Source organism: Eximiradius proteiniborus, from assembly GCF_058546985.1.
Window position 1 is genome coordinate 763,686 of record NZ_CM178592.1, and the last position, 22,686, is coordinate 786,371.

The window sequence follows — 22,686 nt, forward strand, 5'->3', positions numbered from 1 at the left end:
TTATAATCCAATTTATTTCATAAAAAATCGTTTATTTTATTCACATTGTAAGTATTATTTTTATAGCAACGAAAAACATCAATGATTGATAAAATAAAATTAGGATCCCGAACTGCAAAAGGTGGGTTTGACAATGAACATAATATTGTCAGAAAGTTCAACAATTGAAAATAGGATAGAAAAGCTCAAAAATGACTGGAAATTATGGGCTATAAATTAAACAACCTCGATTCGATAACTGCAATACAAGTCCCAACTAAAATTAATCAAAAGGATGTAGAAAAATATAATGTTACAATTGAAGAATATAACGAGTTCGTTAGATTTAAGAAAGCAGATGCTCAACTCAAATTGATAATAATAATTGGAAATATTGTAAAGATTGAAAATTTATCATTAATAAAAAACTAATTCTAACGTAGATTACAATCAAATTGACAAAAAAACGGTAGATTCATATCAGGAAATGTGGAAATTTGATGATGAGATCGCATTTTGGCTGAAATTATTTACTGGTGAAATATTACCAAAAGAAGCAAAAAACTTGATTGGGGAAATTAAACCAAGAGAAAATCGTAGATTGTTTTTAGATGAATTTCCAGAAGAGATTCAAAATAAAATTGTGAATTTCTTTGAGAGAAATAAAATTCTTGTTATTAGTGATTTAATAAAAGGAAGAGGTGGTCTATCTGCTAATTGGATGTTAGTTACTATGAAAAATGTTGATATGAAATCTACAAGTTGGATTTTGAAAGATATTAATACTACTATGAATTTTTATGGTGATGGAAACGTTTATATTTCACCAAAAGGTAGTCTTCATATTGGCAGAATTACGATGCAGAGAAAAGGAGGCACTCCTAATCCTACCAAGATACAATTTAAGTTTAAGCCTTGTGAATTATTTGAGATTGATTAGCCAATGGAACTGAATAAAATATATTTAGGTGATTGTATAAAAATAATGCGGGACATACCAAGTAGTTCAATTGATCTAGTTTTTGCTGATCCTCCATTCAATATTGGTTTGAAATATGATATTTATAATGATAAAAAATCTTACAACGAATATTTTGGATGGTCCGAAAAATGGATTAATGAAACATATAGAATATTAAAGAATTCAGGATCAATATACATTGCTATAGGAGATGAATTCGCTGCTGAACTTAATATTATTTTAAAGAAAACCGGTTTTAATTTTAGAAATTGGATTATTTGGTATTATACTTTGGGACAGAATCAAAGAAAAAAATTTAATAGAGCACATACGCATATTTTATATTTCACAAAAGATAAGGAAATATTTACATTTAATACTGATGATGTTAGAGTTCCATCAGCAAGACAATTAGTATATAAAGATAAGAGAGCACATCCAAAGGGAAAAGTACCCGATGATGTATGGGAGTATTCAAGAGTCTGTGGCACCTTCAAAGAAAGAATTGGCGATCACCCTTGCCAAATGCCGGAAGCCCTTTTGGAAAGAATAATATTAGCTAGTACCAGTGAAAATGATGTTGTACTTGACCCATTTGGAGGTACCGGAACTACTGCGGCAGTTGCAAAAAAATTAAAGAGAAACTATATTACAATGGACATTTCAGAGAATTATTATGAAGTTATGATTCAAAGATTAAACGGAAATATCCAAGAAATAAAAAAGAACGGTGTTGATAAAATTTCAATAAATGAATCTCTATTTTGATAAATCTTTTTGTCGTGCAATTAATTTGCTCAATTTCTTGTTGTTTTGGCATTTTCTTTTGCCACAAGCAAAAATTTTCTTGTAACCATTTTCTTCTCAGCTAATAAGAACCTCAATAAATCTACATTATTCCAATGTATTTTAAAATCATTGAATAAATGAAAGTCGTTTAATAATCGGAAAACTATAAATTCATAAGTTTGCTTTCAAGCTCTTCCCATTCAGCGTACTTTTGATTGAGTTGTTCGCGGAAGTTATTGTATTGGTTGCGCTTTTCGATAGAAAGTTCTTTGTTGGAGAAGAAATCAGGATCCGAAAAGAGCTGTTCTATTTCTGAAATTTGTTCTTCCAACAAACTAATTTGGTGTTCACAATCGGCAATTAGTTTTTTGAGCTTATTTTCTTGTCGTTGAAGTTCCTTTTTGCGAATTCTGTCTAATTGAGTTTGGGTTTGAATGTTTGTAGAGTTCTGAGTGAGAATAGTTTTTCTCTCAATCTCTTTTAAATTATCTACTTTAATTTTCAGTAAGTAATCGTCAATGCTACCAAGATATTCTTGGATTGATTTATTTGCGAAATGATATGTCTTTTGAGTTAAATCTTTTAAGAAATCCCTATCGTGAGAAACGATAATAAGGCTACCAGAGTAATTCACCAATGCACTTTTAAGAATGTCTTTGGCGAGCATATCGAGATGATTTGTAGGTTCGTCCAAAATTAGAAAATTTATTGGTTCCAAAAGAAGTTTAGCCAAAGCCAAACGCGATTTTTCACCACCTGAAAGCACTTTGACCTTTTTATATACAGAATCACCACTGAAAAGAAACGCACCAAGCAAACTTCTAACCTTCGTTCGCATATCACCAGTAGCTGCACTATCTACTATTTCAAACACCGTTGCATTTTCATCAAGCATCATTGAGCGATGTTGTGCATAATAGCCGACACAAAGATTATTCCCAAAAATCAATTCGCCTTCGTAACTTTCAGTATTAGCCAGTATTTTAGAAAAAGTTGTTTTGCCCTCACCATTTCTACCTACGAATGCAACTTTTTCGCCACGTTCGAGCACAAAATTCACATTTTCGAGAACAATTTTTTCACCATATTTTTTAGTGAGATTTTTTGCTTCAACTATCAAGCGAGATGACCTCGGTGGCTCAGGAAATCTAATGTCCAAAGTCGCATTATCTTCTTCTTCAATTTCTATCACTTCCATTTTTTCAAGCGATTTAATTTTAGATTGCACACGAGAAGCCAAAGTAGCTTTGGAACGAAAACGTTCAATAAAACGTTCAGTTTCTGCAATTTGCTTCTGTTGAGCTTTTGCAGCAGCAATTTGCTCTTCCCTTTGTTTTTTCCTCGCTTCGAGAAAATCAGAAAACTTTAAATCAAGATCAATTAATTTTCCCCGGGATAGTTCGAAAGTTCTGTTGGTAATATTATCTAAAAATGATTTATCGTGAGAAATGATAACTATTGCACCGTAGTAACCGGATAAAAACTCTTCGAGCCACTGAACAGAATCAATATCCAGATGGTTAGTAGGTTCGTCAAGAAGAATGCAGTTTGGTTTTGTGAGCAGAATTTTTGCAAGTTCTACCCGCATTTGCCATCCACCACTAAACGAGGATAATGGTCTTTGCAGATCGTTTTGAGAAAAGCCCAATCCGAGCAAAACTTTCTCGATTTCAGCATCTATCGAAAAAGCACCGAGAATTTTTAGCCGTTCATTTGCCGCAGATAATTTTTCAATTTTTTTTAAATATTCAACTGATTGGTGATTTGAGTATTCAGCAATTTCAATTGTAAGAGCATCCACTAATTTTTCTAATTCCTGAATTTCAGTTAATGCGGATTTTGTTTCATCAAAGACTGACATTGAAGAGTGAATATCCATTTCTTGCGGCAAATAGCCAATTCTATAATCATTAGGTTTAGAAACAGTTCCTTTTTCCGGTTCCTGTAATCCAGCTATAATTTTGAAAAGAGTGGATTTACCGGTTCCATTACGACCAATCAAGCCAATTTTATCAGTAGGACGAATAATAAAAGATACATTATCAAATAAATAATTTCCATTAAACTGTATAGAAAGATTATTAACCTGCAACATTTTTAATGCAATTCCTCATAAGGCACATTTTTTCTACGAAAAACAAATGAAATTGGCGTTCCATCGAAATTGAAATTTTCGCGAAGTATGCGTTCCATAAAACGCTTATAACTATCTGGCAATAAATGCGGATGATTTAAGAAAAATGCAAACACAGGCGGTTCTGTGCCAACTTGTGTAACATAGTTGATTCTCAAATCAAACCCTTTTACAGCAGGTGGAGGCGTTTTTTCAAAGAATGGAAGCAAAGTAGCGTTAAGCTCAGATGTCTTAATTCGAGTTTTACGGCGAGCGTCAATTTCCTTTGCTATTTCAATTATTTTAGTAATTCTTTGCTTGGTGAGAGCAGAAATATAAACAATTGGCACATAGTCGAAAGTTCGTAATTCATTTCTTATAATATTTGTGAATTCATCAGCTGTTTTATGATCTTTTTCTATAAGATCCCATTTATTTACAGCAATGATAATACCTTTTCGAGCATCACTAACAAGGTTAATTATTTTCTTGTCTTGATCTTCCAGTCCACGAGTAGCATCAATAAGAACAACTCCAACATCACAACGTTCAATTGCACGCATAGTACGCATAGTGCTATACATCTCAACATTTTCATTAATATGGCTTCGTTTGCGAAGCCCTGCTGTATCGACCAAAACAATTTCTTCGCCGTAATATTTCACAACGGAATCAATAGAATCTCTCGTTGTTCCGGGAATATCAGTTACAATACTTCTGTCTTTCCCGAGTAAAGCATTTGAAAGGCTTGATTTGCCAACATTCGGACGTCCTATCAATGCAATTTTAAGGCGGGTATCAGCTTCTTCGATATTTTCATCTTGCAAATTCTCAGCAACTAAGTCAAGAAAATCACCTGTATTAAAGCCACTCAATGCAGAAATAGCAAATGGTTCGCCCAGACCAAGAGAGTAAAATTCATAACTATTCGCCATCTGAATAGAATTATCGCATTTATTGACAATAAGCACAACAGGCTTATCAGAGCTTCTCAAAATATTTGCAATATCCATATCAAAAGAGGTAACCCCATCACGTCCATCGCAAACAAATAAAATCACATCAGCTTCCTCAATAGCAATCATTGCTTGCTCGCGAACTGATCGCTCCATCACATCTTCACTTCCGGGAATAAATCCACCTGTATCGACAAGCATAAATCTTTTACCATTCCATTCGGAATAGCCATATATTCTATCGCGAGTAACCCCAGGCGTATCTTCCACAATTGCTTGCCTTTGCCCAACAAGGCGGTTAAAAAGTGTAGATTTCCCTACATTTGGACGTCCAACAATTGCTACAAGGTTCATTTTTCCCTCTCATATTTAAATTAAATCGGGTTCAGTGTGTATAAGGCAACCGAACCCGATTAATATATTAAAAATCAAAAGAATTATTTATTCTCTTTCATAAATTCTTCCATAAAACGCACTAATGCTTCGACCCACTCTATTGGACAAGCATTATATATTGAAGCGCGTACACCACCAACACTTCTATGACCTTTCAGGTTTGTCATATTGTGGCGTTTTTTAGCCTCTTCGATAAATTTGGATTCTAACTCTGGTGTATTTAAATTAAATGTAACGTTCATCAGAGAGCGATCTTCTTTGTCAGTAACAGTCGGCTTGTAAAAGTCGCTATTTGCATCCATAAAATCATATAAAAGATTTGCTTTTTTGTAGTTATTTGCTTCGATTGCTTCAAGTCCTTGCTTCAAAATCCACTTGAATGTACGACCAACAACATAAACCGGGAAACAAGGAGGAGTATTGAACATCGAAGCTTCTTTAACGTGAGTTTCATAATTAATCATTGTTGGAAGTTCTTTTCTGCCTTTTTCGAGCCAGGATTTTTTAATAACTACTAAGGTAACACCAGCCGGACCGATATTCTTTTGAGCACCAGCATATATCAGGTTATATTTTGAAAAATCACGTTGAATAGCAAATAAATCTGACGACATATCAGCAACAAGTGGCACATTGCCAGCATTTGGAATGTGATTTTCTTTATATTCAGTTCCGTAAATAGTGTTATTTGTAGTGATATGGACGTAATCAGCATCTTGCTCAACTTGAATATTTTTCGGGATATAATTGAAATTTTTATCTTCTGAGCTTGCGATAATATTAGTGTTCCCAACAAACTTAGCTTCTTTAGAAGCTTTTTTTGCCCAAACACCAGTAAGCACATAATTAGCTTTATTGATTAAAAAATTAGCAGGAACCATATAGAACTGTAAACTTGCACCACCACCAAGGAAAAGAACGCTATATTCTTCCTCTGACAAGTTCATAATCTTCAAACAATCTGCTTGAGCTTCTTTAATTACAGCATCATATTCCTTAGAGCGATGGCTCATTTCCATAATAGACATACCTAAACCATTAAAGTCCAAAGCGGCTTGACTAGCTTCTTGCAAAACTTCATAAGGTAGAACAGCTGGACCAGCACTAAAATTAAAAGCTCTATTCATAATTTTCTCCAATAAATGGTCAAAATGTTTTCAAAATTAACATAAATAATTGGAATTTCATAACAATTTAAGATTGAATATTGTGAAATAATAAAAGAAGAGAATAAATAATATTTTCAAAAACTACAATACAAAAATACTTATTATTGTATAACAATATTCCAGTAATTTTTTTAGTATTTTTCGATTTAGTATTTTTCGATAAGATTAGAGTAAAATACAGCAGGAAACAAATCAGTGCTCGGAGAGGGACTCGAACCCTCACGGGCTATTCGCCCACAGGATTTTAAGTCCTGTGCGTCTACCTGTTCCGCCATCCGAGCACGTTTTTAGACTTCAAAAATAATAAGATTTTTTATTTTAACCAAATTATTTTATCAAATATTTGAAATTAAACGATGCCTTGTGCTTTAAATTCATCAATTTCTTCTTTTGAATATCCAATGCCTTGTAATATATCGTAAGTATGCTGTGATAATGTTGGGGGTGGTGTTTTCACTAAGCCAGGAGTTTTCTCAAACTTAGCAGTTAAATTAAAAAGTTTCACCTTACCAATTCCTTGTAGTTCAACTTCTGCAAAAGTATTTCTATGCTCAACTTGCGGCTGACTTACTGCTTCGTCCAACTTTAAGATTTCACCTGATGGCACACCTGCCTGGTTTAACTTTTCTACCCAAAATGCTGTAGTATTTAGCACCAATTTTTCTTCGAGAAGAGGAGTAAGAGCAAAACGATTTGCCTTACGAGCATCGCGTTCCTTAAATCTTGGGTCTTCTTTTAGTTCAGGAACACCAAGAATATCAGCTACAGCGTGCCACTGCTCTTGTTTATTTGCAGCGATATTGATATAACCGTCTTTAGTTTTGAAAGTGCCAGATGGTGCTGCTGTAAAATTGTCATTGCCAAGAAGCTGCGGATGCTGTCCCCCAAGCATAAGATTAGCAACAACCCATCCCATAAATGGCATAACCGAATCAAGCAGTGCAACATCGATAAACTGCCCCTCCCCTGTTCGTTCACGATGGAAAAGAGCTGCCATAACTGCAAATGCTCCGTTTATACCTCCGATTGTATCACAAACCGGAAAACCACAACGCAATGGATTGAGTTCCGGAGTTCCATTAATCGCCATCACACCGCTTAATCCCTGAATAATTTGGTCGTATGCAGGCTTGAATGCATCAGGACCAGTTTGCCCGAATCCAGAAATTGCAAGGTAAATTATCTTAGGATTAATTTCAGTAAGTTTTTTGTATCCAATACCAAGTCTGTCCATAACTCCAGGACGAAAGTTTTCGACTACAACATCTGCTGTTTCAGCTAACTTCAAAAAAATTTCTTTTGCCTTTGGTTCTTTTAAATTCAGTGTAACGGACTTCTTATTTGCATTCTGAGCAATAAAGCTTGTGCCAAGAAGCTTGTTGTTGTAATCCGATACACATCCCAATTTACGAGCAAGATCCCCAGCATCGGGGTTTTCGATCTTAATAACTTCTGCACCTAATAAAGCAAGATGTAGAGTTGCAAAAGGACCAGATAAAACATTTGTTAAATCAAGGACGCGAATACCATTTAAAATATCCATAACTATTTTAATTAAGAATGAAACATAAAAGATATATTATACAATTTAAAAAATATAGAATTAACTAAAAAGTAATTTTCATCACAATTATAATATACAAAATAACGTCTAATACACTCGTGTTAATTTTTCAGAAGAATAAAATGGGCGTATTAATTGGCATATTGCTTGGAATTTTTGATTTTGTTCTCGCACTGTTTTTTATCAAAAGAGCAATATTAAAAGAATGGGATATTTTTTATAAAATTATCATTTTCTCAATTATTATTAGATTGGCTATTATATTAATTAGCGTTTTTCTCATTATCAAATACACAAATTTTGAAATTGTTTCGTTTTTGGTATCGTTATTTTCTTCAATTTTTATTTTAAAAATTATTGAAATTTATTATATTCATAAAAAAATAAATGCTTGAATTGAAATAAAAATAAAGGTATCTTATGAATAATTCAGATATTGGAGCCAAAGATATATTAGAAAACACAGGTCATAATACAGAAAATCATTCAGATCATAATCAAGAAAATCAAGATGTTTTTACAAGTTTATTAAATGAATTAGGGGATCACGCTGGTTTTTATATTGGTCCTCACAAAATTTCAGAACTCCCTGTCATATTAATTGATGATGGGCTTCATATTTATGCATCGCCCTCCTCGATGTTGAAAGAAGGTGTTTATACAATTAAAGGGCACGGAGAAATTGTCCGCACAAGCGATGGTGGAAAACCAACTTTGGACTTATCAATTACAAATTTAGTTGTATTCCAGTGGATTGCTATTATTTTTCTTACCTTTGTTTTTACTAAGGTAGGAAAACTCTTTAAAAAAGAGCCCACAAAAGCACCCAAAGGCTTGCAAAATGTTGTAGAGACATTTGTATCATATATCAGAGATGAAGTAGTTCGCCCGAACATACCATCTCGAAAGACAGCAGATACATTGTTACCATATTTTTTAGGTTTGTTTTTCTTTATTTTGGTTTTAAATCTTATTGGTTTAATTCCTGGCGGGCATACTGCAACAGGAGCGATACCTGTAACGCTTGCCCTTGCAATAACTGCATTTTTCGTAATTAATATAACTGCAATGAGAGTTTCTGGAGTTGGGAACTGGTTCAAACATCTTACAGGCGGTGCTCCTTGGTACTTATGGCCAATAATGATACCGATAGAATTTGTAGGATTATTTATTAAGCCTTTTGCACTCACCATCCGTCTTTTTGCTAATATGAGTGCGGGACACATTGTATTATTTTCATTGCTTGGTTTGTTGTTCTTTTTTGGCAATATCTTACTTGCTCCGGCAATAGTTGGATTTTCAATATTTATATATTTTCTTGAATTACTGGTTGCTTTTTTGCAAGCATATATTTTCACAATGCTAACAGCAATATTTGTTGGATTGGCAATAGGTGAACACGGACACGAAGAAGCTCACGAAACGCATTAATTTACTATATAAAGCTATTTTAATAAAGTTTTTTATCAACTTTTATGGAGATTATAATGGAATTAGCACAAGCATTTGCATACTTAGCAGCAGGAATTGGAGCTGGATTCACTGTATTTGGTGCCGCAAGCGGTATTGGTAAATTAGCAGCAGCAGCAATGGAAGCAAGTGGTCGCCAACCAGAAGCAGCAGGCGACATTAGAACAAGTATGATTATTGCAGCTGCACTTATCGAAGGTATTGCATTCTTTGCTGCAATTATCTGTTTGTTGCTTGTTGTGCTTAAATAATTTGAAAATAATTTTAGGGTAATAATTTGTTTTTTTACAAATTAATTTTTTCGTAGGGACATTTTTATGTCTCTACGAAAATCCCTAATATCGATGAAAATCATTGTTGTAGAAAATAAAATAATATCATTATAAAGGTTCGCTTATGGATGCTCTATTAAGTATAAAGCCGGGACTAATTTTTTGGTCGCTTGTTAATTTTGGAATTTTCTTGTTTATATTAATCAAGTTTGGTGCTAAACCAATCAGTAATGCTCTAAAAGCTCGGGAAGAAAGAATAAAGAAAGCTCTTGATGATGCCGCCGAAAAAGAAAAAAAAGCTGAAGAACTCGTTCGTTTACGTGAAGAGAAACTGAATGCAACTCAAAATGAAATTGCTCAAATGCTTGCAGACGCACGCCAACAGTCTGAATTACATATAAAGCGAGCATTAGAAGAGGCTGATAAAATCAAAAATCAAAAAATTGAAGAAGCACAACGAGAGATTAATCGTAGCAAGAATGAAGCAATTTCTGAACTAAGAAAAGAAGTTGCTAATTTAGTGGTATTAGCAACAGAAAAAATATTAGAAGAAAAAATTGATGCTGAAAAAGACTATAAAATTATTGAGAATTATATTCAAAAAATGAATAAAAACTGAGATTAATTATGAATACTGAACGTATTTCAATAAGGTATGCACGTGCTTTAATCGATGCAGCCAAGCCTTTAAATCTTGTGGATACTGCTTTCAATGATTTAATAAAAGTCGAAGCAATACTTTCGGCTTCCCAAGATCTGCGTAATTTAATTAAAAGTCCAATTATTAAAGCACATCATAAAATTAAAATTTTTAAAGAGATATTTTCTAATCAAGTAAGCGAAATTGTACTGAATTTCTTAGTTTTGCTTGCTGATAAAAGAAGAGAAATATTAATTCCTGATATAATCAAACAATTCAAAAGGATATACTACACAGAACAAGGCTTAGTTGAAATCGATATTTATACTGCAAATGAATTGGCTCAGGAAATTAAAAAGAAAATCGAAGACAATATCTCAAAAAAATTAAATTTGAAAATAATCAGCAACTATATAATAGATAAATCACTTAAAGGTGGTATTAAAGTAAAAGTAGAAGATACAATCTATGATGCATCTGTTTCCACAATGTTAAATAAATTGCATCAGAAATTAATTTCAGAGAATTAACAACAAATATATAGGTAAGTTTTTATGGTAGTAGAAGTTAGACCAGAAGAAATATCAGCAATACTGAGACGGCAACTTGCTGGCTTTGAAAATGAAATCGATCTTTATGAAGTAGGAACAGTTCTGCAAGTAGGTGATGGTGTTGCTCGCATCTATGGTTTGAACAAAGTAATGTCTTCTGAGTTGGTTGAATTCCCTAACGGTGTTATGGGAATGGTTCTCAACCTTGAAGAAGATAATGTTGGTGTGATGCTTTTCGGCGATGATAGCAAGGTAAAAGAGGGCGATATAGTAAAAAGAACAGGAAGAATTGCATCTGTTCCTGTAGGAAAAGAGCTTTTGGGTCGAGTGGTAAATCCTCTGGGTATGCCAATAGACGGCAAAGGAGAAATTCAAGCAAAACAATATCTTCCAATTGAAAGAAAAGCTCCCGGAGTAATTCCACGTCAACCAGTAAAAGAACCACTTCAAACTGGTATAAAAGCAATCGATGCTCTCATTCCAATTGGACGCGGGCAACGTGAGTTAATCATAGGCGACCGTCAAACAGGTAAAACAACAATTGCATTGGACACAATCATCAATCAAAAATATACACACACCGAAGAAGCAGCTTCGTTAGGAATTCAACCTGTTTATTGCATTTATGTTGCTATTGGACAAAAAGCTTCGACTGTTGCTAACGTTGTTGCAACTTTGCAAGAATATGGAGCAATGGATTATACAATTGTCGTTGCTGCCAATGCTTCCGATCCGGCACCAATGCAATTTATCGCACCATATTGCGGTTGTTCTATGGGCGAATATTTCCGCGACAACGGTATGCATGCATTAATTATATATGATGATTTAAGTAAACAAGCAGCTGCTTATAGACAAGTTTCTTTGTTATTGAGACGTCCCCCCGGTCGCGAGGCTTATCCCGGCGATATTTTCTATCTTCATAGCCGCTTATTGGAACGTGCAGCTAAATATAATCAAGATTATGGTGGTGGCTCGCTCACAGCACTGCCTGTAATTGAAACACAAGCAAACGACGTTTCTGCTTATATCCCAACAAACGTAATTTCGATCACTGACGGTCAGATATATCTTGAGCCGGGCTTGTTCAATGCAGGTATTCGCCCAGCATTGAATATTGGTATTTCAGTATCGCGCGTTGGTGGTAATGCACAAAACAAAGCTATGAAGAAAATAGCTGGTCCATTGAAAGTGGAACTTGCTATGTTTCGTGAGCTTGAAGCTTTTGCGAGATTTGGTTCAGATTTGGACAAAGAAACTCAGGCAAAATTGACACGTGGTGCCAGACTTACTGAGATATTAAAACAACCACAATTTAATCCTTTGCCAGTAGAAAAGCAAATTGCATTAATATTTGTCGCAACCGCTGGTTTTCTTGATGACTTGCCGGTTTCATCACTTAAACGACTTGAAAAAGAATTTTATGAGTTTATGGACACAAAATACTCAAACATATTAAACGAAATTAAAACTAAAAAAGAATTAACAGAAGACATCTCAAGTAATTTGAAGTCTGCTGTAACTGAATTTATTGATAAATTTAAGCAAACTTTAAAATGATATTATTAACTGGTGGAGCAGGATTTATTGGCTCTTGCCTTCTACGAAAACTAAATGATGAAGGCATAAAAGATATAATTGTTTCTGACAATTTATCAAAAGAAGATAAATGGAAAAATCTTCGGGGTAAGATTTTTCATACATATGTTGATAAAAATGAATTATTTGACTTCCTCGAAAACAATGGCGTTGATGATATTGAGGCTATCATTCATTTAGGTGCGTGTTCAGACACTACCGAGAAAGATGCAAACTACTTGCTTAAAAATAATTATCAGTTTTCACAGCATCTTGCAAGTATTGCATTTGAAAACGATATTCGCTTCATTTATGCTTCGTCGGCTGCAACTTATGGCGATGGTTCAAATGGATATTCTGATAGAATTTTTCATAATCTCAAACCATTAAACTGTTATGGCTTTTCGAAACATATCTTTGATTTATGGATAATAGAAAATAAACTCGATACTAATTGCGTTGGTTTTAAATTTTTCAATGTATTCGGACCAAACGAATACCATAAAGGCAATATGGCGAGTATGGTTTTCAAATCCTTTAATCAAATTTCAGATACTGGAAGAGTGAAGCTTTTTAAGTCATATAAACAAGAATTTGCCAATGGAGAACAAAAACGAGATTTTGTTTATGTTAAAGATTGTGTGGATATTATTTACAAAACCATTGAAAATAAAGAAATAAACGGCATTTTTAATTTGGGAACCGGAACAGCAAATTCGTGGAATACATTAATTAAAGCAGTTTTTTCAGCAATGGGACGTCATCCAATAATTGAATATATTGATATGCCTGATAATCTTAAAAATCAGTATCAATATTTTACAGTAGCTGACATCAATAAATTGTTGGAATACTTCCCAAACTATGAGTTTACTCAATTGGAAGATGCTGTTGCTGACTATGTTCAAAACTATTTGTTAGCTGATGATATTTACTTGTAATCAAAAGGATTATTTATGGCTACTTTAAGAGATATTCGTCGAAGAATTGGGGCAGTTCGCAATACTGCAAAGATCACTTCCGCAATGAAGATGGTTTCAGCTGCAAAAATGCGACGTGCACAAAATGCTATAGAAAATGCTCGCCCCTATTTTTCTAAACTTGAAGATACTGTATCAAATCTGATCTCTATTGCGAATGATTATTCAAATCCATTTATTGAAACAAGAAGCGAAATAAAAAATATTGCAATAGTATTGATTGGTTCAGATAGAGGACTGTGTGGTAGCTTTAACACTAATTTATTCAAATCATTAAACATCCACATTGAAGATTTCAAAAAGCAATATCCAAATGCAAATTTTCACATTGTCCCTGTCGGGAAAAAGGCCGTATCTTTTGTTAAGCGCTTTAAAATAGATACTATCAGAGAATTTTCTGATATATTTAGTAAATTACGTTTTGAGGATGCTCAGCAAATTGTTGCTTCATTAACTAATTTATACTTGAACAACGAGGTTGATCAAATCTTTTTATTTTATAATGAATTCATTAATATTTTAAAGCAAGTTCCACAACTCAAGCAACTCTTTCCAATAGAACCTGCTATTGAACAAACCAACATAAAGTCGCTTGACTATATTTTCGAACCATCTAAAGAACAAATTTTAGATGTTTTGATTCCAAAATTAATTGATGCTCGGGTGTGGAAAGCATTGCTTGAATCTAACGCTGCGGAGCAAGCTGCTCGAATGATGGCTATGGATAATGCCACAAGCAATGCCAACGATTTAATTCGTATGTTAGAACTTCAATATAATAAAGAACGTCAAGCTTCTATTACTAAGGAAATGCTTGAAATTGTTGGTGGAGCAGAAGCTTTGAAATCAAAATAATTTTCCTCTTTTTCAATTCTCAAAAGGGCTTTCATCTGATGAAAGCCCTTTTAAAATTAAGGATTGATAAATACTGTAAAGTAATAATTTCCCTTATTTCAGTAAGGATTTGCAGAAATATAAGCTTACTTTTTTATTTCGCTTAAATTTGCTATTTTTGGTTATTATTTTTATGACTTATGAAAAACAAAAATTACATAAATAAATTGAGTAGCAACGAAAGTCAGATTAGATTATCTCCCCGAATAACTGTATTGGACAATGGAATTACTGTTATAACAGACGAGATACCTTATCTCGAGTCATTTTCACTTGGGATTGGGATTTCTGTTGGTTCGAGAGACGACTGGAACGGGAAAAATGGTCTTGCTCATTTTTTGGAACACTCTGTTTATAGACGAACTGAGAATAGAACTTCTCGACAAATTGCAATTCAATTAGATTCAGTTGGAGCTTATTCTAATGCCTACACAACAAAAGAACTTACATTATTCTATGTAAGAGCAACCAAATTTCATTTTAATAAATGTTTTGATATTTTAGCTGATATCATTCTTCACCCTATTTTCTTAAAAAATGAGATAGAAAAAGAGCGACAAATAATAATCGAAGAAATAAAATCATACGATGATGATCCAGAAGAATACATTTTTGATGTTGCAGATGAAGTCATCTTCCCTAATAATCCTCTTGGATTAAGTATCGATGGAACTATAAATTCATTGAACAGCATTACAACTGATGATTTGGATGCATTCCATAAACAATTCTATCAGCCACAAAACATTGTAATTGCTGTTTCAGGCAACATTCCGAACGAAAAAGTAGTTGATACAGTAATGATGTATTTTGCAGATAAATGCAATTACGGCGAAAAAATTAAAAGAGATACACCAAATCCAATTATTCAGAATAAAATAATTAATAAGCCAATACAGCAAGCACATTTAATTTTTGGAAAACAGATTTTTGGAGCTAATCACCCAGATAAATATACATTATCACTTTTGAATATTATTTTTGGAGACGGACTTTCATCACGGCTTTATCAAAATCTCCGTGAAAAACAAGGACTTGCCTATTCTGTTTTTTCCCAGCTAAATTTATTTTCCGACTGTGGCTCTGTATATCATTATATCGCAACTGACAAATCAAAAATTGAAAAAGCAGAAGAATCTATTTATAAAGAACTCATTGAACTTAAGAATAATAAAGTAAAAAAAGCCGAATTTTCAAGAGCAAAAGAACAATATAAAACAGCAAAAATTCTGGAATTCGAGAGTGTTTCCGCAAGAATGCAAAACCTGATTAAAAATCAAATCGTCTCACAAAAAATTGAAACCTTACACGACATTATATGCAGTATTGATAAAATTACAATTGACGATATGGTTCGTGTAATTGAAAATTATTACAATGAAAATAATTTGTCTAAAATATTACTTTTACCAAAAAATAACGGGAAATAAAAATGAACGTTGAACAAATCAAACAAATCATCGGAAAAGTTGAAGACCCTCACTTATCTGTATCTTTGAGTGCTTTAGACGCCATAAAAAAAATTGAAGTGTTAGACGACAAAATTGTCATTTCTATCGATTTAGTTGGTCCTATTGTAACTGTATTAGATATAATTAATCATCAAATAAAAGAAGCATTGAAAAACGCTGGAATTTCAAAAAATGTCGAATTATTATTCAACGAAGTATGTTTAGATAGAACAAACAGACAATTTTTAAAAGACGTTAAACATATTATTGCAGTGGCATCAGGAAAAGGTGGTGTTGGGAAATCAGCTATAGCAGGAAATATTGCGGCTACTTTATCCAAAATTGGATTACGCGTTGGGTTGCTCGATGCTGACGTTTATGGACCAAGTCAACCTACAATGTTTGGTCTGAAAGAAGCAAAATTAGAAGCAATTACAGATAGCCACGGCAATACAGTTGCAGTGCCAATAAAACGTGATGATAATTTGTTTATCGCTTCTATGGGATTTGTTCTAAATAGAAACGAAGCCGCAATAGTGCGTGGTCCTATGCTTGCAAGCTACTTTTCATTGTTATTCGAACAAATCGAATGGGGCGAACTTGATGTTCTTGTATTTGACTTGCCACCCGGAACCGGTGATATTCAGCTAACATTAGTGCAAAAAGTGCCACTCAATGGTGCGGTTATTGTTACAACCCCGCAGGAAATTGCACTTGCAGATGTTCGCAGAAGCATAGCTATGTTCAAAAAAGTAAATGTAGATATTTTGGGAATTGTAGAAAATATGAGCTTTTTTGCTCCTCCTGATATGCCAGATAAAAAGTATTATATTTTCGGCAAAGATGGTGGTAAAATCATCGCTTACGAAGAAAATGTTCCGTTATTAGGTCAAATTCCGCTTGACATTGAAATGAGAGAGGCAAATGACGGCGGAGAACCTGTGGCTTTAACCGAAAAATATCCGAACCAAGCAAGAACAATAAAAGAAGCTACTTTAGAACTGATTAAAGAATTGAGAAAACATAATTACGAAAATTTAAATAAATCTATTGAAATTGAAATGTAATGTCGAGAACAGAACTAATACATAGAGTAGAGGAATTATTGAATAAAGCACGCCCTTATTTAGCAATTGATGGTGGTGGAGTAGAATTTGTAGATTTTGAGGAAGAGCAGGGCGTGCTTGTATTAAAACTGGTTGGTAATTGTGCAGATTGTCCTCTTTCTATGATGACTTTGCGTGCTGGAATAGAGCGTTTGATACTCAATAATATTTCAGAAGTTAAAAGAGTAGAAAAAATATAGATTAGTTATTATTTTCAGGAAAAGATGAGATGCGTTTATCTCTCTTTTGTTTAGCAAGCAGTCGCATATCAACAACTTTATCCGCTTCATCAACAATTTCAGTTCCAAGAATTGTCTCCAAAACATCTTCCATCGTAATTAAACCTTCGATACCGCCATACTCATCAACAACTATAAATAAATGCTGTTTACGCTCAAGGAATAAATCCAAAGCTGAATCGAGAGGAGCATTTTCTTGAATATAATATACTTCTCTTATAAAATCTTTAAGCGTCAAATTCATTTTACCTTTAAGTGCTGCATAAAGAATATCACGACTCATAACATAACCTATCACTCCATCGTCTATAGTTTCTCCTTCCCACACAGGGAAACGAGAGTACATACGAATTTCCGGCAAGAAAACAGTTTGCTCGACAGTATTATTGGCATTGCAACTGAAAATAACAGTGCGAGGCGTCATAACATCAGAAACGAGAATTTCATTAAATTTGATAATATTTTTAAGTATCCTGTATTCCCCATCGTCAAGTGAACCTTCGTCTCTTGCAGATTCTACAGCATCTTCAATTTCGAGCCAACTCTCTTCCTCAATAGTTGCTTGTCCCTTAATAGATAGAGATAGTTTTTTCTTTATCATATATAACGGAACAACAAGAAAAGCGAAAAATTTAATAAATGACAAATATGAAACAAATGTTTTGATTTTTGTCTTTTTGCCCAAATAATAAAACAGGTAATCAAAAAATATTACAGAAAAGAGTAAGACAACAGTAAAAATAATTTTTTCAAAAATATCAAATAAAACGACGGAAAAAAATTGACCGGTTATTATTGAGAAAACTATATACAAAGCGAATTTGAAAATAATGAGAGAATCGTCAAACTTGTCATAATTATTCCAAAAAACAATTATTTTTTGACTCTTTTCTGGAGATTCATTAATTATTTCATCAATAACATCTTGATTTATTAATCGGATTAATCCTCTAAGATAAGCAACAAAGAAAGCAAGAAAAAGTATAATAATAGCAAAAGGTAACTCCATTAACTATTTAAATTAACTCCTAAAATATTGGACAAAATAATTAGTCTCGAAATTCATAATCAACAATTGTAATGCGTCCTGGATAAGTAATTGGGAAACTGCCTATGCGAACAGTTGGTTTTGCATCAAGTTTAATACGAGACGACCCACCTTCTCCAGCAATAGCTAAAGCCAAATTAATTACTCTATCGTAACCAGCATTTCCAAAAAATTCATATAAATCTAAATTCACTGAAAGCGGAATAACAACTGTTTGACCTTTACCGGGCACGCTGACAGGTGAAGCAATATTTCCATTTACAGTTGGAGTATCATCAATAAGCAATCTCCAATCAAAATTTGTAATTAATGCAGTTGAATTTGAGCTCTTTTGAGTGGTTCCATTATTGGGATTTTTTGCATCAACATTTAATATAAAATCAGAGACTAATTTTCTTGACGCAAAAGCATTAGTTAGTTTTAAAGCTTCTGACACAGAAAAATCAGATATTTTTTTCTTATTTGAAACATCTATTCCAGCAACCCGTAAATTGGAAACACCCGCAATCTTAAATTGAATGCGTCGAAGATTTTCCAAAGCATCGGATAACTGTTTGACTGCACTACATCCGGCTATTAATACCAAACTTGCAATAAAAAAAATAATAGAGTTTATATTTTTTTTCATTAGTAATCTATCCCGTGTTGATTGAGCAAATCCTCTAAATTAACACCATTTAAGCTTTGTTTTGCAATTTCTTCAAGTGCTTTCGCTTTTGCATTAGCCATATAATATGACGACAAAAGCTTTACTTTTGCTATTAGCAATTTCTCTTCAATAGGTTTACTGAGAAAATCATCAGCCCCTGATTCTATTGCTTTTAATTGATTCTGGACATCATTTAAAGCAGTTACTATAACAACTGGAATATCTTTTGTATGCTCTTGTTCTTTAAGACGACGAGCAGTTTCATAACCATCCATCCGGGGCATCATTACATCAAGAACAATTGCATCAGGTTTGCGTTCCTCAACTTTTTCCAAACAATCAACGCCATCGTATGCTTCTTTTGCTTCATAGCCATTTGCTTCGAGATAGCGTCTAAGTAATTTAGTTGTAATTTTGTTATCATCTACTACTAAAATGAAAGGTTTTCGCATTTGAACTCCGTAAATCATTTCTCAAAATATCATTATGCAAATATATATTAAAAAAATTATTTATCAAATAATTGTATGAAAAATTGTACTATTGTAATATCGAATTAACAAATTCTTTATTTTGGTGTTATTTATTAACGTTTCGACAAAATTCAGTTAAATAATTAAAATGAAAAGAATTATTATCATCATATTGCTATCTACGATTAATTTAAGTGCCCAGTTGTGCTTCGATTACCAAATTTGGGATGGTTCAGAACCAGTCAAGCAATATGGCATTGACAGTACTGGAAATTGGTGGATTATTACTGAGCCTTTTTCTAATTATTATCGACTTATTGTTAATGGAGAACAACTCGAAGAGTTCAATCAAATTTCTACTCCTATTTTTTCCCGCGATGGCAAAAGATGGGCTACTTTTGGTGAATATCAGGGTGGTTGGTATCTTATTACAGAACAAGATATTATTGAATTAAAAGCAACTGGTCCGGGAAATATTGTATTTACCAATAATTCAAATCATATTGCTTATTCGTATTTTAGTACAAACATAGAATATATTATCCTGCCAAATAAAAAAATTGAAGTTTATGGGAAACAAGGCACTTTTTATGTTAATCAAGATGCAACAAAGTTTGCTTTCAAAGGAATTAGAAGTTCAAAGTATGTCCTGAACATTAATGGAAAAGAAAGTGTTGCATTTGATGATATTATTCCAATTGGTTTTTGGTACGATGACGAATTTGTATATGCTGCCCAAAATGGATTTAATTGGCAAATATATAAAAACTATTCTCCAATCACCCGAACATATTCAAATATCAAAGAACCTTTAATTAATCCGAATGGCACTGTGCTGGCTTTTATTGCAACTACATTTTCAAATCGTCAAATTGCAGTAACAATTACTAATGATTTAGTTGAACCACTTGAAAGCCGACAATATGATCTTGTGTCTTATCTATCGCTTCACCCGGAATTGCCAATTGTTACTTTTTTTGCCCGAAAAGACAATTTCCCACTCATATGTATTAATACTGCTGAGTATGCAACAAGCAATGAATCAAGTCCTCCCTATTTTTCCAACGATGGCAACGATATTTTTTATATCGGATGCGACTTCGCCTGTTTTATTTCAATTAACGGAATAAGATACAATCTTAAACACAGTATTGCTCCACAAACTAAATTAGCTATAAAGTCAAATTCCAAAACAGTTGCATTTTCTTCTTCAAGTTCAATGAATCTACTTTTTTTGGAAACAGGCAAAATGCACTCCGGAATGATGGTTGATAGAATACTTCCACCAATTTACAATACAAAGAATAGAAGGTATGAAACAATTGGTCAAATTGGTAATAGACTGTATCTATTAACTTGCAAAACCGATTGACAAAAAATAAGAATTAACACTTATTTTCGTCTATTTTATTATTCTTTTTTTTAATAATTTTGTTGTTTATGAAATAAAAATTTAGGGAATACAATGAAAATCATTTTACCAGACAACACAGTAAGAGAATATCCTGATGGCACAACAGGTATGGAAATTGCAAAATCCATTTCCGAAGGACTTGCACGTAATGCGTTAGGCATTAAAGTAAATGGGAAAGTCTATGACCTATCTAGAAAAATCAATGAAGATGCAAGTATTCGTATTTTAACTTTTGATGATGAGGAAGGAAAAGAAATTTTCTGGCACAGTTCTGCTCATCTAATGGCAGAAGCAGTATCGGAATTATTTCCCGGTGCCAAATTCGGAGTCGGTCCTTCGATTGAAAATGGCTTTTATTATGATATAGATCTTGGAGAAAGACGAATAACAAACGAAGATTTGCCAAAAATTGAGCAAAAGATGGCAGAACTTGCAAAAAGATCTGCTGATTACGAGCGCATAGAAATTTCTTGGGATGAAGCTATTGATTTTTGGAAAAAAGCAGGTGATGAGTATAAATTAGAACTGCTTGAAGGCTTAAAGGAAGACGAGATTACTTTTTACAAGCAAGGGAATTTTATTGATTTATGCCGCGGAACCCATATCCCAAACACTTCATTGATTAAAGCAATAAAATTATATAGTATTGCCGGTGCATATTGGAAAGGCGATTCGAGCCGAAAAATGATGACCCGTATCTACGGTATCACTTTTCCTAAAAAAGCTATGCTGGATGAATGGTTACATCAAAGAGAAGAAGCAGAAAAGCGTGATCATAGAAAACTTGGAAAAGAACTTGAATTGTTTATGATTACTCCAATGATTGGCGGCGGATTGCCAGTCTGGTTACCCAAAGGTGCTTTTATTCGTAGAAAATTAGAAGCATTTATTAAGGAAGAACTTGTAAAACGTGGATATGTTGAAGTAATAACACCTCACATCGGAAATCTTGAATTATACAAGACCTCTGGTCATTATCCTTATTATGCTGACTCCCAATTTGCTCCAATTAAAGTCGAGGAAGAAGAATATATGCTCAAACCAATGAATTGTCCTCATCACCATCAAATATATTTATTAAAACCACGTTCTTACAGGGAACTTCCTTTACGACTTGCAGAATTTGGAACTGTCTATAGATACGAGCAATCAGGCGAACTAAACGGATTGTCTCGAGTACGTGGTTTTACTCAAGACGATGCTCATATATATTGCACAGAGGAACAATTAAAACAAGAAATAAGAAGCTGTATAGAACTTACTCAGCTTGTATTCAAAACTTTTGATATGAATGTAACAACCCGTCTTTCTTTTAGAGACGAAACTTCATCAAAGTATGCTGGTGATACCTCACTTTGGGACAAAGCTGAACGCGAACTCAAAGAAGTTGCAGATGAAATGGGATTGGATTATTTTATTGGAGTTGGTGAAGCATCTTTCTACGGTCCCAAAGTTGATTTTATTGTTAAAGATGCCATAGGAAGAAAATGGCAGCTTGGTACTGTTCAAGTCGATTATGTGATGCCGGAAAGATTTAACTTAGAATATACTGGCGCTGATAATTCTAAGCACCGTCCAGTAATTATTCACCGCGCACCATTTGGTTCTATGGAACGCTTTTTCTCAATTCTCATAGAACATTATGCTGGTAATTTTCCATTCTGGTTGTGTCCGACACAGGTAAGTGTTTTGCCAATTGGTCAGAACCAATATGAATATGCTGATGAATTAACTTCTAAACTTAAAGAATTAGGTTTTCGTGCGGTTTCTGATGTTCGTTCAGAAAAAATAAGCAGAAAAATTGCAGAATCAGAACAACAAAAGATTCCATTCTCTTTGATTATTGGACAAAAGGAAATTGAAAATAATACCGTTTCCGTAAGAGTTCATGGTATTGGAGATATTGGAACAAAAACAGTAGAAGAAATTGTAGAAATTTTCAGAAAATTAGATGTTCCAGGTGCTAAATTAGACGATATTATTAATAAATAGCT

General features: G+C 33.4%; 21 protein-coding genes, 1 tRNA gene and 1 pseudogene. 15 read left to right on the top strand and 8 right to left on the bottom strand.

Translation table 11 applies throughout. The annotated features are described in order from the left end of the window. The first annotated feature begins 204 nt into the window (after positions 1 to 204). The 3 genes and pseudogenes from ACY2LT_RS03215 (at position 205) to ACY2LT_RS03225 (ending at position 1,708) form a co-directional block, all read left to right on the top strand. Positions 205 to 411 carry a hypothetical protein gene (locus tag ACY2LT_RS03215; RefSeq protein WP_491816357.1) on the top strand — a complete coding sequence of 69 codons (207 nt, stop codon included), beginning with the start codon at positions 205 to 207 and terminating at the stop codon, positions 409 to 411. Positions 412 to 430: 19 nt separating this feature from the next. Beyond that, positions 431 to 919 (top strand): annotated as a pseudogene (locus tag ACY2LT_RS03220) (PDDEXK family nuclease); the annotation flags it as partial. 3 nt (positions 920 to 922) lie between these two features. Further along, positions 923 to 1,708 carry a DNA-methyltransferase gene (locus ACY2LT_RS03225; RefSeq protein ID WP_491816358.1) on the top strand — a complete coding sequence of 262 codons (786 nt, stop codon included), beginning with the start codon at positions 923 to 925 and terminating at the stop codon, positions 1,706 to 1,708. A 184-nt stretch (positions 1,709 to 1,892) separates the two neighbouring features. Here the strand turns inward: ACY2LT_RS03225 and abc-f are convergent, their stop codons facing one another. The 5 genes from abc-f to ACY2LT_RS03250 all read right to left on the bottom strand — a co-directional run bounded on the left by abc-f (position 1,893) and on the right by ACY2LT_RS03250 (position 7,906). Further along, positions 1,893 to 3,824, bottom strand: a complete 1,932-nt coding sequence (gene abc-f, locus ACY2LT_RS03230) for a ribosomal protection-like ABC-F family protein (protein ID WP_491816360.1) — start codon at positions 3,822 to 3,824, stop codon at positions 1,893 to 1,895. 2 nt (positions 3,825 to 3,826) lie between these two features. Further along, on the bottom strand, positions 3,827 to 5,152 hold the full coding sequence (der, locus tag ACY2LT_RS03235) for a ribosome biogenesis GTPase Der (protein WP_491816362.1): 1,326 nt from the start codon (positions 5,150 to 5,152) through the stop codon (positions 3,827 to 3,829). An 83-nt stretch (positions 5,153 to 5,235) separates the two neighbouring features. After that, entirely contained in the window at positions 5,236 to 6,321 is a 1,086-nt protein-coding gene (gene serC / locus ACY2LT_RS03240; protein ID WP_491816364.1) for a 3-phosphoserine/phosphohydroxythreonine transaminase, read from the bottom strand. Between the two features lie 238 nt (positions 6,322 to 6,559). Next, positions 6,560 to 6,644, bottom strand: a tRNA-Leu gene (locus tag ACY2LT_RS03245). A 68-nt stretch (positions 6,645 to 6,712) separates the two neighbouring features. Next, positions 6,713 to 7,906, bottom strand: coding sequence for a CaiB/BaiF CoA transferase family protein (locus tag ACY2LT_RS03250; protein WP_491816365.1), 1,194 nt, complete (start codon positions 7,904 to 7,906; stop codon positions 6,713 to 6,715). 441 nt (positions 7,907 to 8,347) lie between these two features. On the opposite strand from ACY2LT_RS03250, the gene atpB reads away from it, so the two are divergent. The 10 genes from atpB to ACY2LT_RS03300 all read left to right on the top strand — a co-directional run bounded on the left by atpB (position 8,348) and on the right by ACY2LT_RS03300 (position 17,069). Next, positions 8,348 to 9,358: a F0F1 ATP synthase subunit A gene (atpB, locus tag ACY2LT_RS03255; protein ID WP_491816367.1), complete on the top strand. Its 1,011-nt coding sequence runs from the start codon at positions 8,348 to 8,350 to the stop codon at positions 9,356 to 9,358. A 56-nt stretch (positions 9,359 to 9,414) separates the two neighbouring features. Then, the gene (gene atpE / locus ACY2LT_RS03260) at positions 9,415 to 9,648 is read left to right on the top strand and encodes an ATP synthase F0 subunit C (RefSeq protein WP_491816368.1); all 234 of its coding nucleotides are present in this window, start codon (positions 9,415 to 9,417) and stop codon (positions 9,646 to 9,648) included. Between the two features lie 145 nt (positions 9,649 to 9,793). Continuing rightward, entirely contained in the window at positions 9,794 to 10,288 is a 495-nt protein-coding gene (atpF, locus tag ACY2LT_RS03265; protein ID WP_491816369.1) for a F0F1 ATP synthase subunit B, read from the top strand. A gap of 8 nt (positions 10,289 to 10,296) precedes the next feature. Beyond that, positions 10,297 to 10,839: an ATP synthase F1 subunit delta gene (atpH, locus tag ACY2LT_RS03270; RefSeq protein WP_491816370.1), complete on the top strand. Its 543-nt coding sequence runs from the start codon at positions 10,297 to 10,299 to the stop codon at positions 10,837 to 10,839. Positions 10,840 to 10,863: 24 nt separating this feature from the next. Continuing rightward, the gene (gene atpA / locus ACY2LT_RS03275; protein ID WP_491816372.1) at positions 10,864 to 12,420 is read left to right on the top strand and encodes a F0F1 ATP synthase subunit alpha; all 1,557 of its coding nucleotides are present in this window, start codon (positions 10,864 to 10,866) and stop codon (positions 12,418 to 12,420) included. Further along, on the top strand, positions 12,417 to 13,379 hold the full coding sequence (gene rfaD / locus ACY2LT_RS03280; protein WP_491816373.1) for an ADP-glyceromanno-heptose 6-epimerase: 963 nt from the start codon (positions 12,417 to 12,419) through the stop codon (positions 13,377 to 13,379). The genes atpA and rfaD overlap by 4 nt, the downstream gene beginning before the upstream one ends. 15 nt (positions 13,380 to 13,394) lie before the next feature. Beyond that, complete coding sequence (gene atpG, locus ACY2LT_RS03285; protein ID WP_491816375.1) at positions 13,395 to 14,273, top strand: ATP synthase F1 subunit gamma; 879 nt, start codon at positions 13,395 to 13,397, stop codon at positions 14,271 to 14,273. A 179-nt stretch (positions 14,274 to 14,452) separates the two neighbouring features. Further along, positions 14,453 to 15,742 carry a M16 family metallopeptidase gene (locus ACY2LT_RS03290; protein WP_491816376.1) on the top strand — a complete coding sequence of 430 codons (1,290 nt, stop codon included), beginning with the start codon at positions 14,453 to 14,455 and terminating at the stop codon, positions 15,740 to 15,742. A 2-nt stretch (positions 15,743 to 15,744) separates the two neighbouring features. Continuing rightward, entirely contained in the window at positions 15,745 to 16,830 is a 1,086-nt protein-coding gene (locus ACY2LT_RS03295) for an Mrp/NBP35 family ATP-binding protein (protein WP_491816377.1), read from the top strand. Next, positions 16,830 to 17,069, top strand: a complete 240-nt coding sequence (locus tag ACY2LT_RS03300) for a NifU family protein (protein WP_491816378.1) — start codon at positions 16,830 to 16,832, stop codon at positions 17,067 to 17,069. The genes ACY2LT_RS03295 and ACY2LT_RS03300 overlap by 1 nt, the downstream gene beginning before the upstream one ends. A 1-nt stretch (position 17,070) precedes the next feature. Here the strand turns inward: ACY2LT_RS03300 and ACY2LT_RS03305 are convergent, their stop codons facing one another. The 3 genes from ACY2LT_RS03305 to ACY2LT_RS03315 form a co-directional block, all read right to left on the bottom strand. Beyond that, positions 17,071 to 17,709, bottom strand: a complete 639-nt coding sequence (locus tag ACY2LT_RS03305) for a CBS domain-containing protein (protein WP_491816379.1) — start codon at positions 17,707 to 17,709, stop codon at positions 17,071 to 17,073. 448 nt (positions 17,710 to 18,157) lie between these two features. Next, the gene (locus tag ACY2LT_RS03310; protein WP_491816380.1) at positions 18,158 to 18,784 is read right to left on the bottom strand and encodes an LEA/WHy family protein; all 627 of its coding nucleotides are present in this window, start codon (positions 18,782 to 18,784) and stop codon (positions 18,158 to 18,160) included. Further along, entirely contained in the window at positions 18,784 to 19,257 is a 474-nt protein-coding gene (locus tag ACY2LT_RS03315) for a response regulator (protein WP_491816381.1), read from the bottom strand. Before ACY2LT_RS03315 ends, ACY2LT_RS03310 begins: the two co-directional genes overlap by 1 nt. A gap of 169 nt (positions 19,258 to 19,426) precedes the next feature. Between ACY2LT_RS03315 and ACY2LT_RS03320 the strand changes: the two genes are divergently transcribed. Further along, a complete protein-coding gene (locus ACY2LT_RS03320) occupies positions 19,427 to 20,650 on the top strand; it encodes a hypothetical protein (protein WP_491816382.1) in 1,224 nt (407 codons plus the stop codon). A gap of 93 nt (positions 20,651 to 20,743) precedes the next feature. Further along, positions 20,744 to 22,684, top strand: a complete 1,941-nt coding sequence (gene thrS, locus ACY2LT_RS03325; protein WP_491816383.1) for a threonine--tRNA ligase — start codon at positions 20,744 to 20,746, stop codon at positions 22,682 to 22,684. The last annotated feature ends 2 nt before the right edge of the window (positions 22,685 to 22,686 follow it).

What these genes read in the sequence shown, in the direction of transcription:
- serC (WP_491816364.1), bottom strand. Translation starts at nt 6,321, where the DNA reads ATGAATAGAGCTTTTAATTTTAGTGCTGGTCCAGCTGTTCTACCTTAT.
- rfaD (WP_491816373.1), top strand. Translation starts at nt 12,417, where the DNA reads ATGATATTATTAACTGGTGGAGCAGGATTTATTGGCTCTTGCCTTCTA.
- ACY2LT_RS03295 (WP_491816377.1), top strand. Translation starts at nt 15,745, where the DNA reads ATGAACGTTGAACAAATCAAACAAATCATCGGAAAAGTTGAAGACCCT.
- ACY2LT_RS03215 (WP_491816357.1), top strand. Translation starts at nt 205, where the DNA reads ATGGGCTATAAATTAAACAACCTCGATTCGATAACTGCAATACAAGTC.
- atpB (WP_491816367.1), top strand. Translation starts at nt 8,348, where the DNA reads ATGAATAATTCAGATATTGGAGCCAAAGATATATTAGAAAACACAGGT.
- atpG (WP_491816375.1), top strand. Translation starts at nt 13,395, where the DNA reads ATGGCTACTTTAAGAGATATTCGTCGAAGAATTGGGGCAGTTCGCAAT.
- ACY2LT_RS03315 (WP_491816381.1), bottom strand. Translation starts at nt 19,257, where the DNA reads ATGCGAAAACCTTTCATTTTAGTAGTAGATGATAACAAAATTACAACT.
- ACY2LT_RS03320 (WP_491816382.1), top strand. Translation starts at nt 19,427, where the DNA reads ATGAAAAGAATTATTATCATCATATTGCTATCTACGATTAATTTAAGT.
- ACY2LT_RS03310 (WP_491816380.1), bottom strand. Translation starts at nt 18,784, where the DNA reads ATGAAAAAAAATATAAACTCTATTATTTTTTTTATTGCAAGTTTGGTA.
- der (WP_491816362.1), bottom strand. Translation starts at nt 5,152, where the DNA reads ATGAACCTTGTAGCAATTGTTGGACGTCCAAATGTAGGGAAATCTACA.
- atpE (WP_491816368.1), top strand. Translation starts at nt 9,415, where the DNA reads ATGGAATTAGCACAAGCATTTGCATACTTAGCAGCAGGAATTGGAGCT.
- atpA (WP_491816372.1), top strand. Translation starts at nt 10,864, where the DNA reads ATGGTAGTAGAAGTTAGACCAGAAGAAATATCAGCAATACTGAGACGG.
- ACY2LT_RS03290 (WP_491816376.1), top strand. Translation starts at nt 14,453, where the DNA reads ATGAAAAACAAAAATTACATAAATAAATTGAGTAGCAACGAAAGTCAG.
- thrS (WP_491816383.1), top strand. Translation starts at nt 20,744, where the DNA reads ATGAAAATCATTTTACCAGACAACACAGTAAGAGAATATCCTGATGGC.
- ACY2LT_RS03300 (WP_491816378.1), top strand. Translation starts at nt 16,830, where the DNA reads ATGTCGAGAACAGAACTAATACATAGAGTAGAGGAATTATTGAATAAA.
- abc-f (WP_491816360.1), bottom strand. Translation starts at nt 3,824, where the DNA reads ATGTTGCAGGTTAATAATCTTTCTATACAGTTTAATGGAAATTATTTA.
- ACY2LT_RS03225 (WP_491816358.1), top strand. Translation starts at nt 923, where the DNA reads ATGGAACTGAATAAAATATATTTAGGTGATTGTATAAAAATAATGCGG.
- atpF (WP_491816369.1), top strand. Translation starts at nt 9,794, where the DNA reads ATGGATGCTCTATTAAGTATAAAGCCGGGACTAATTTTTTGGTCGCTT.
- ACY2LT_RS03305 (WP_491816379.1), bottom strand. Translation starts at nt 17,709, where the DNA reads ATGATAAAGAAAAAACTATCTCTATCTATTAAGGGACAAGCAACTATT.
- atpH (WP_491816370.1), top strand. Translation starts at nt 10,297, where the DNA reads ATGAATACTGAACGTATTTCAATAAGGTATGCACGTGCTTTAATCGAT.
- ACY2LT_RS03250 (WP_491816365.1), bottom strand. Translation starts at nt 7,906, where the DNA reads ATGGATATTTTAAATGGTATTCGCGTCCTTGATTTAACAAATGTTTTA.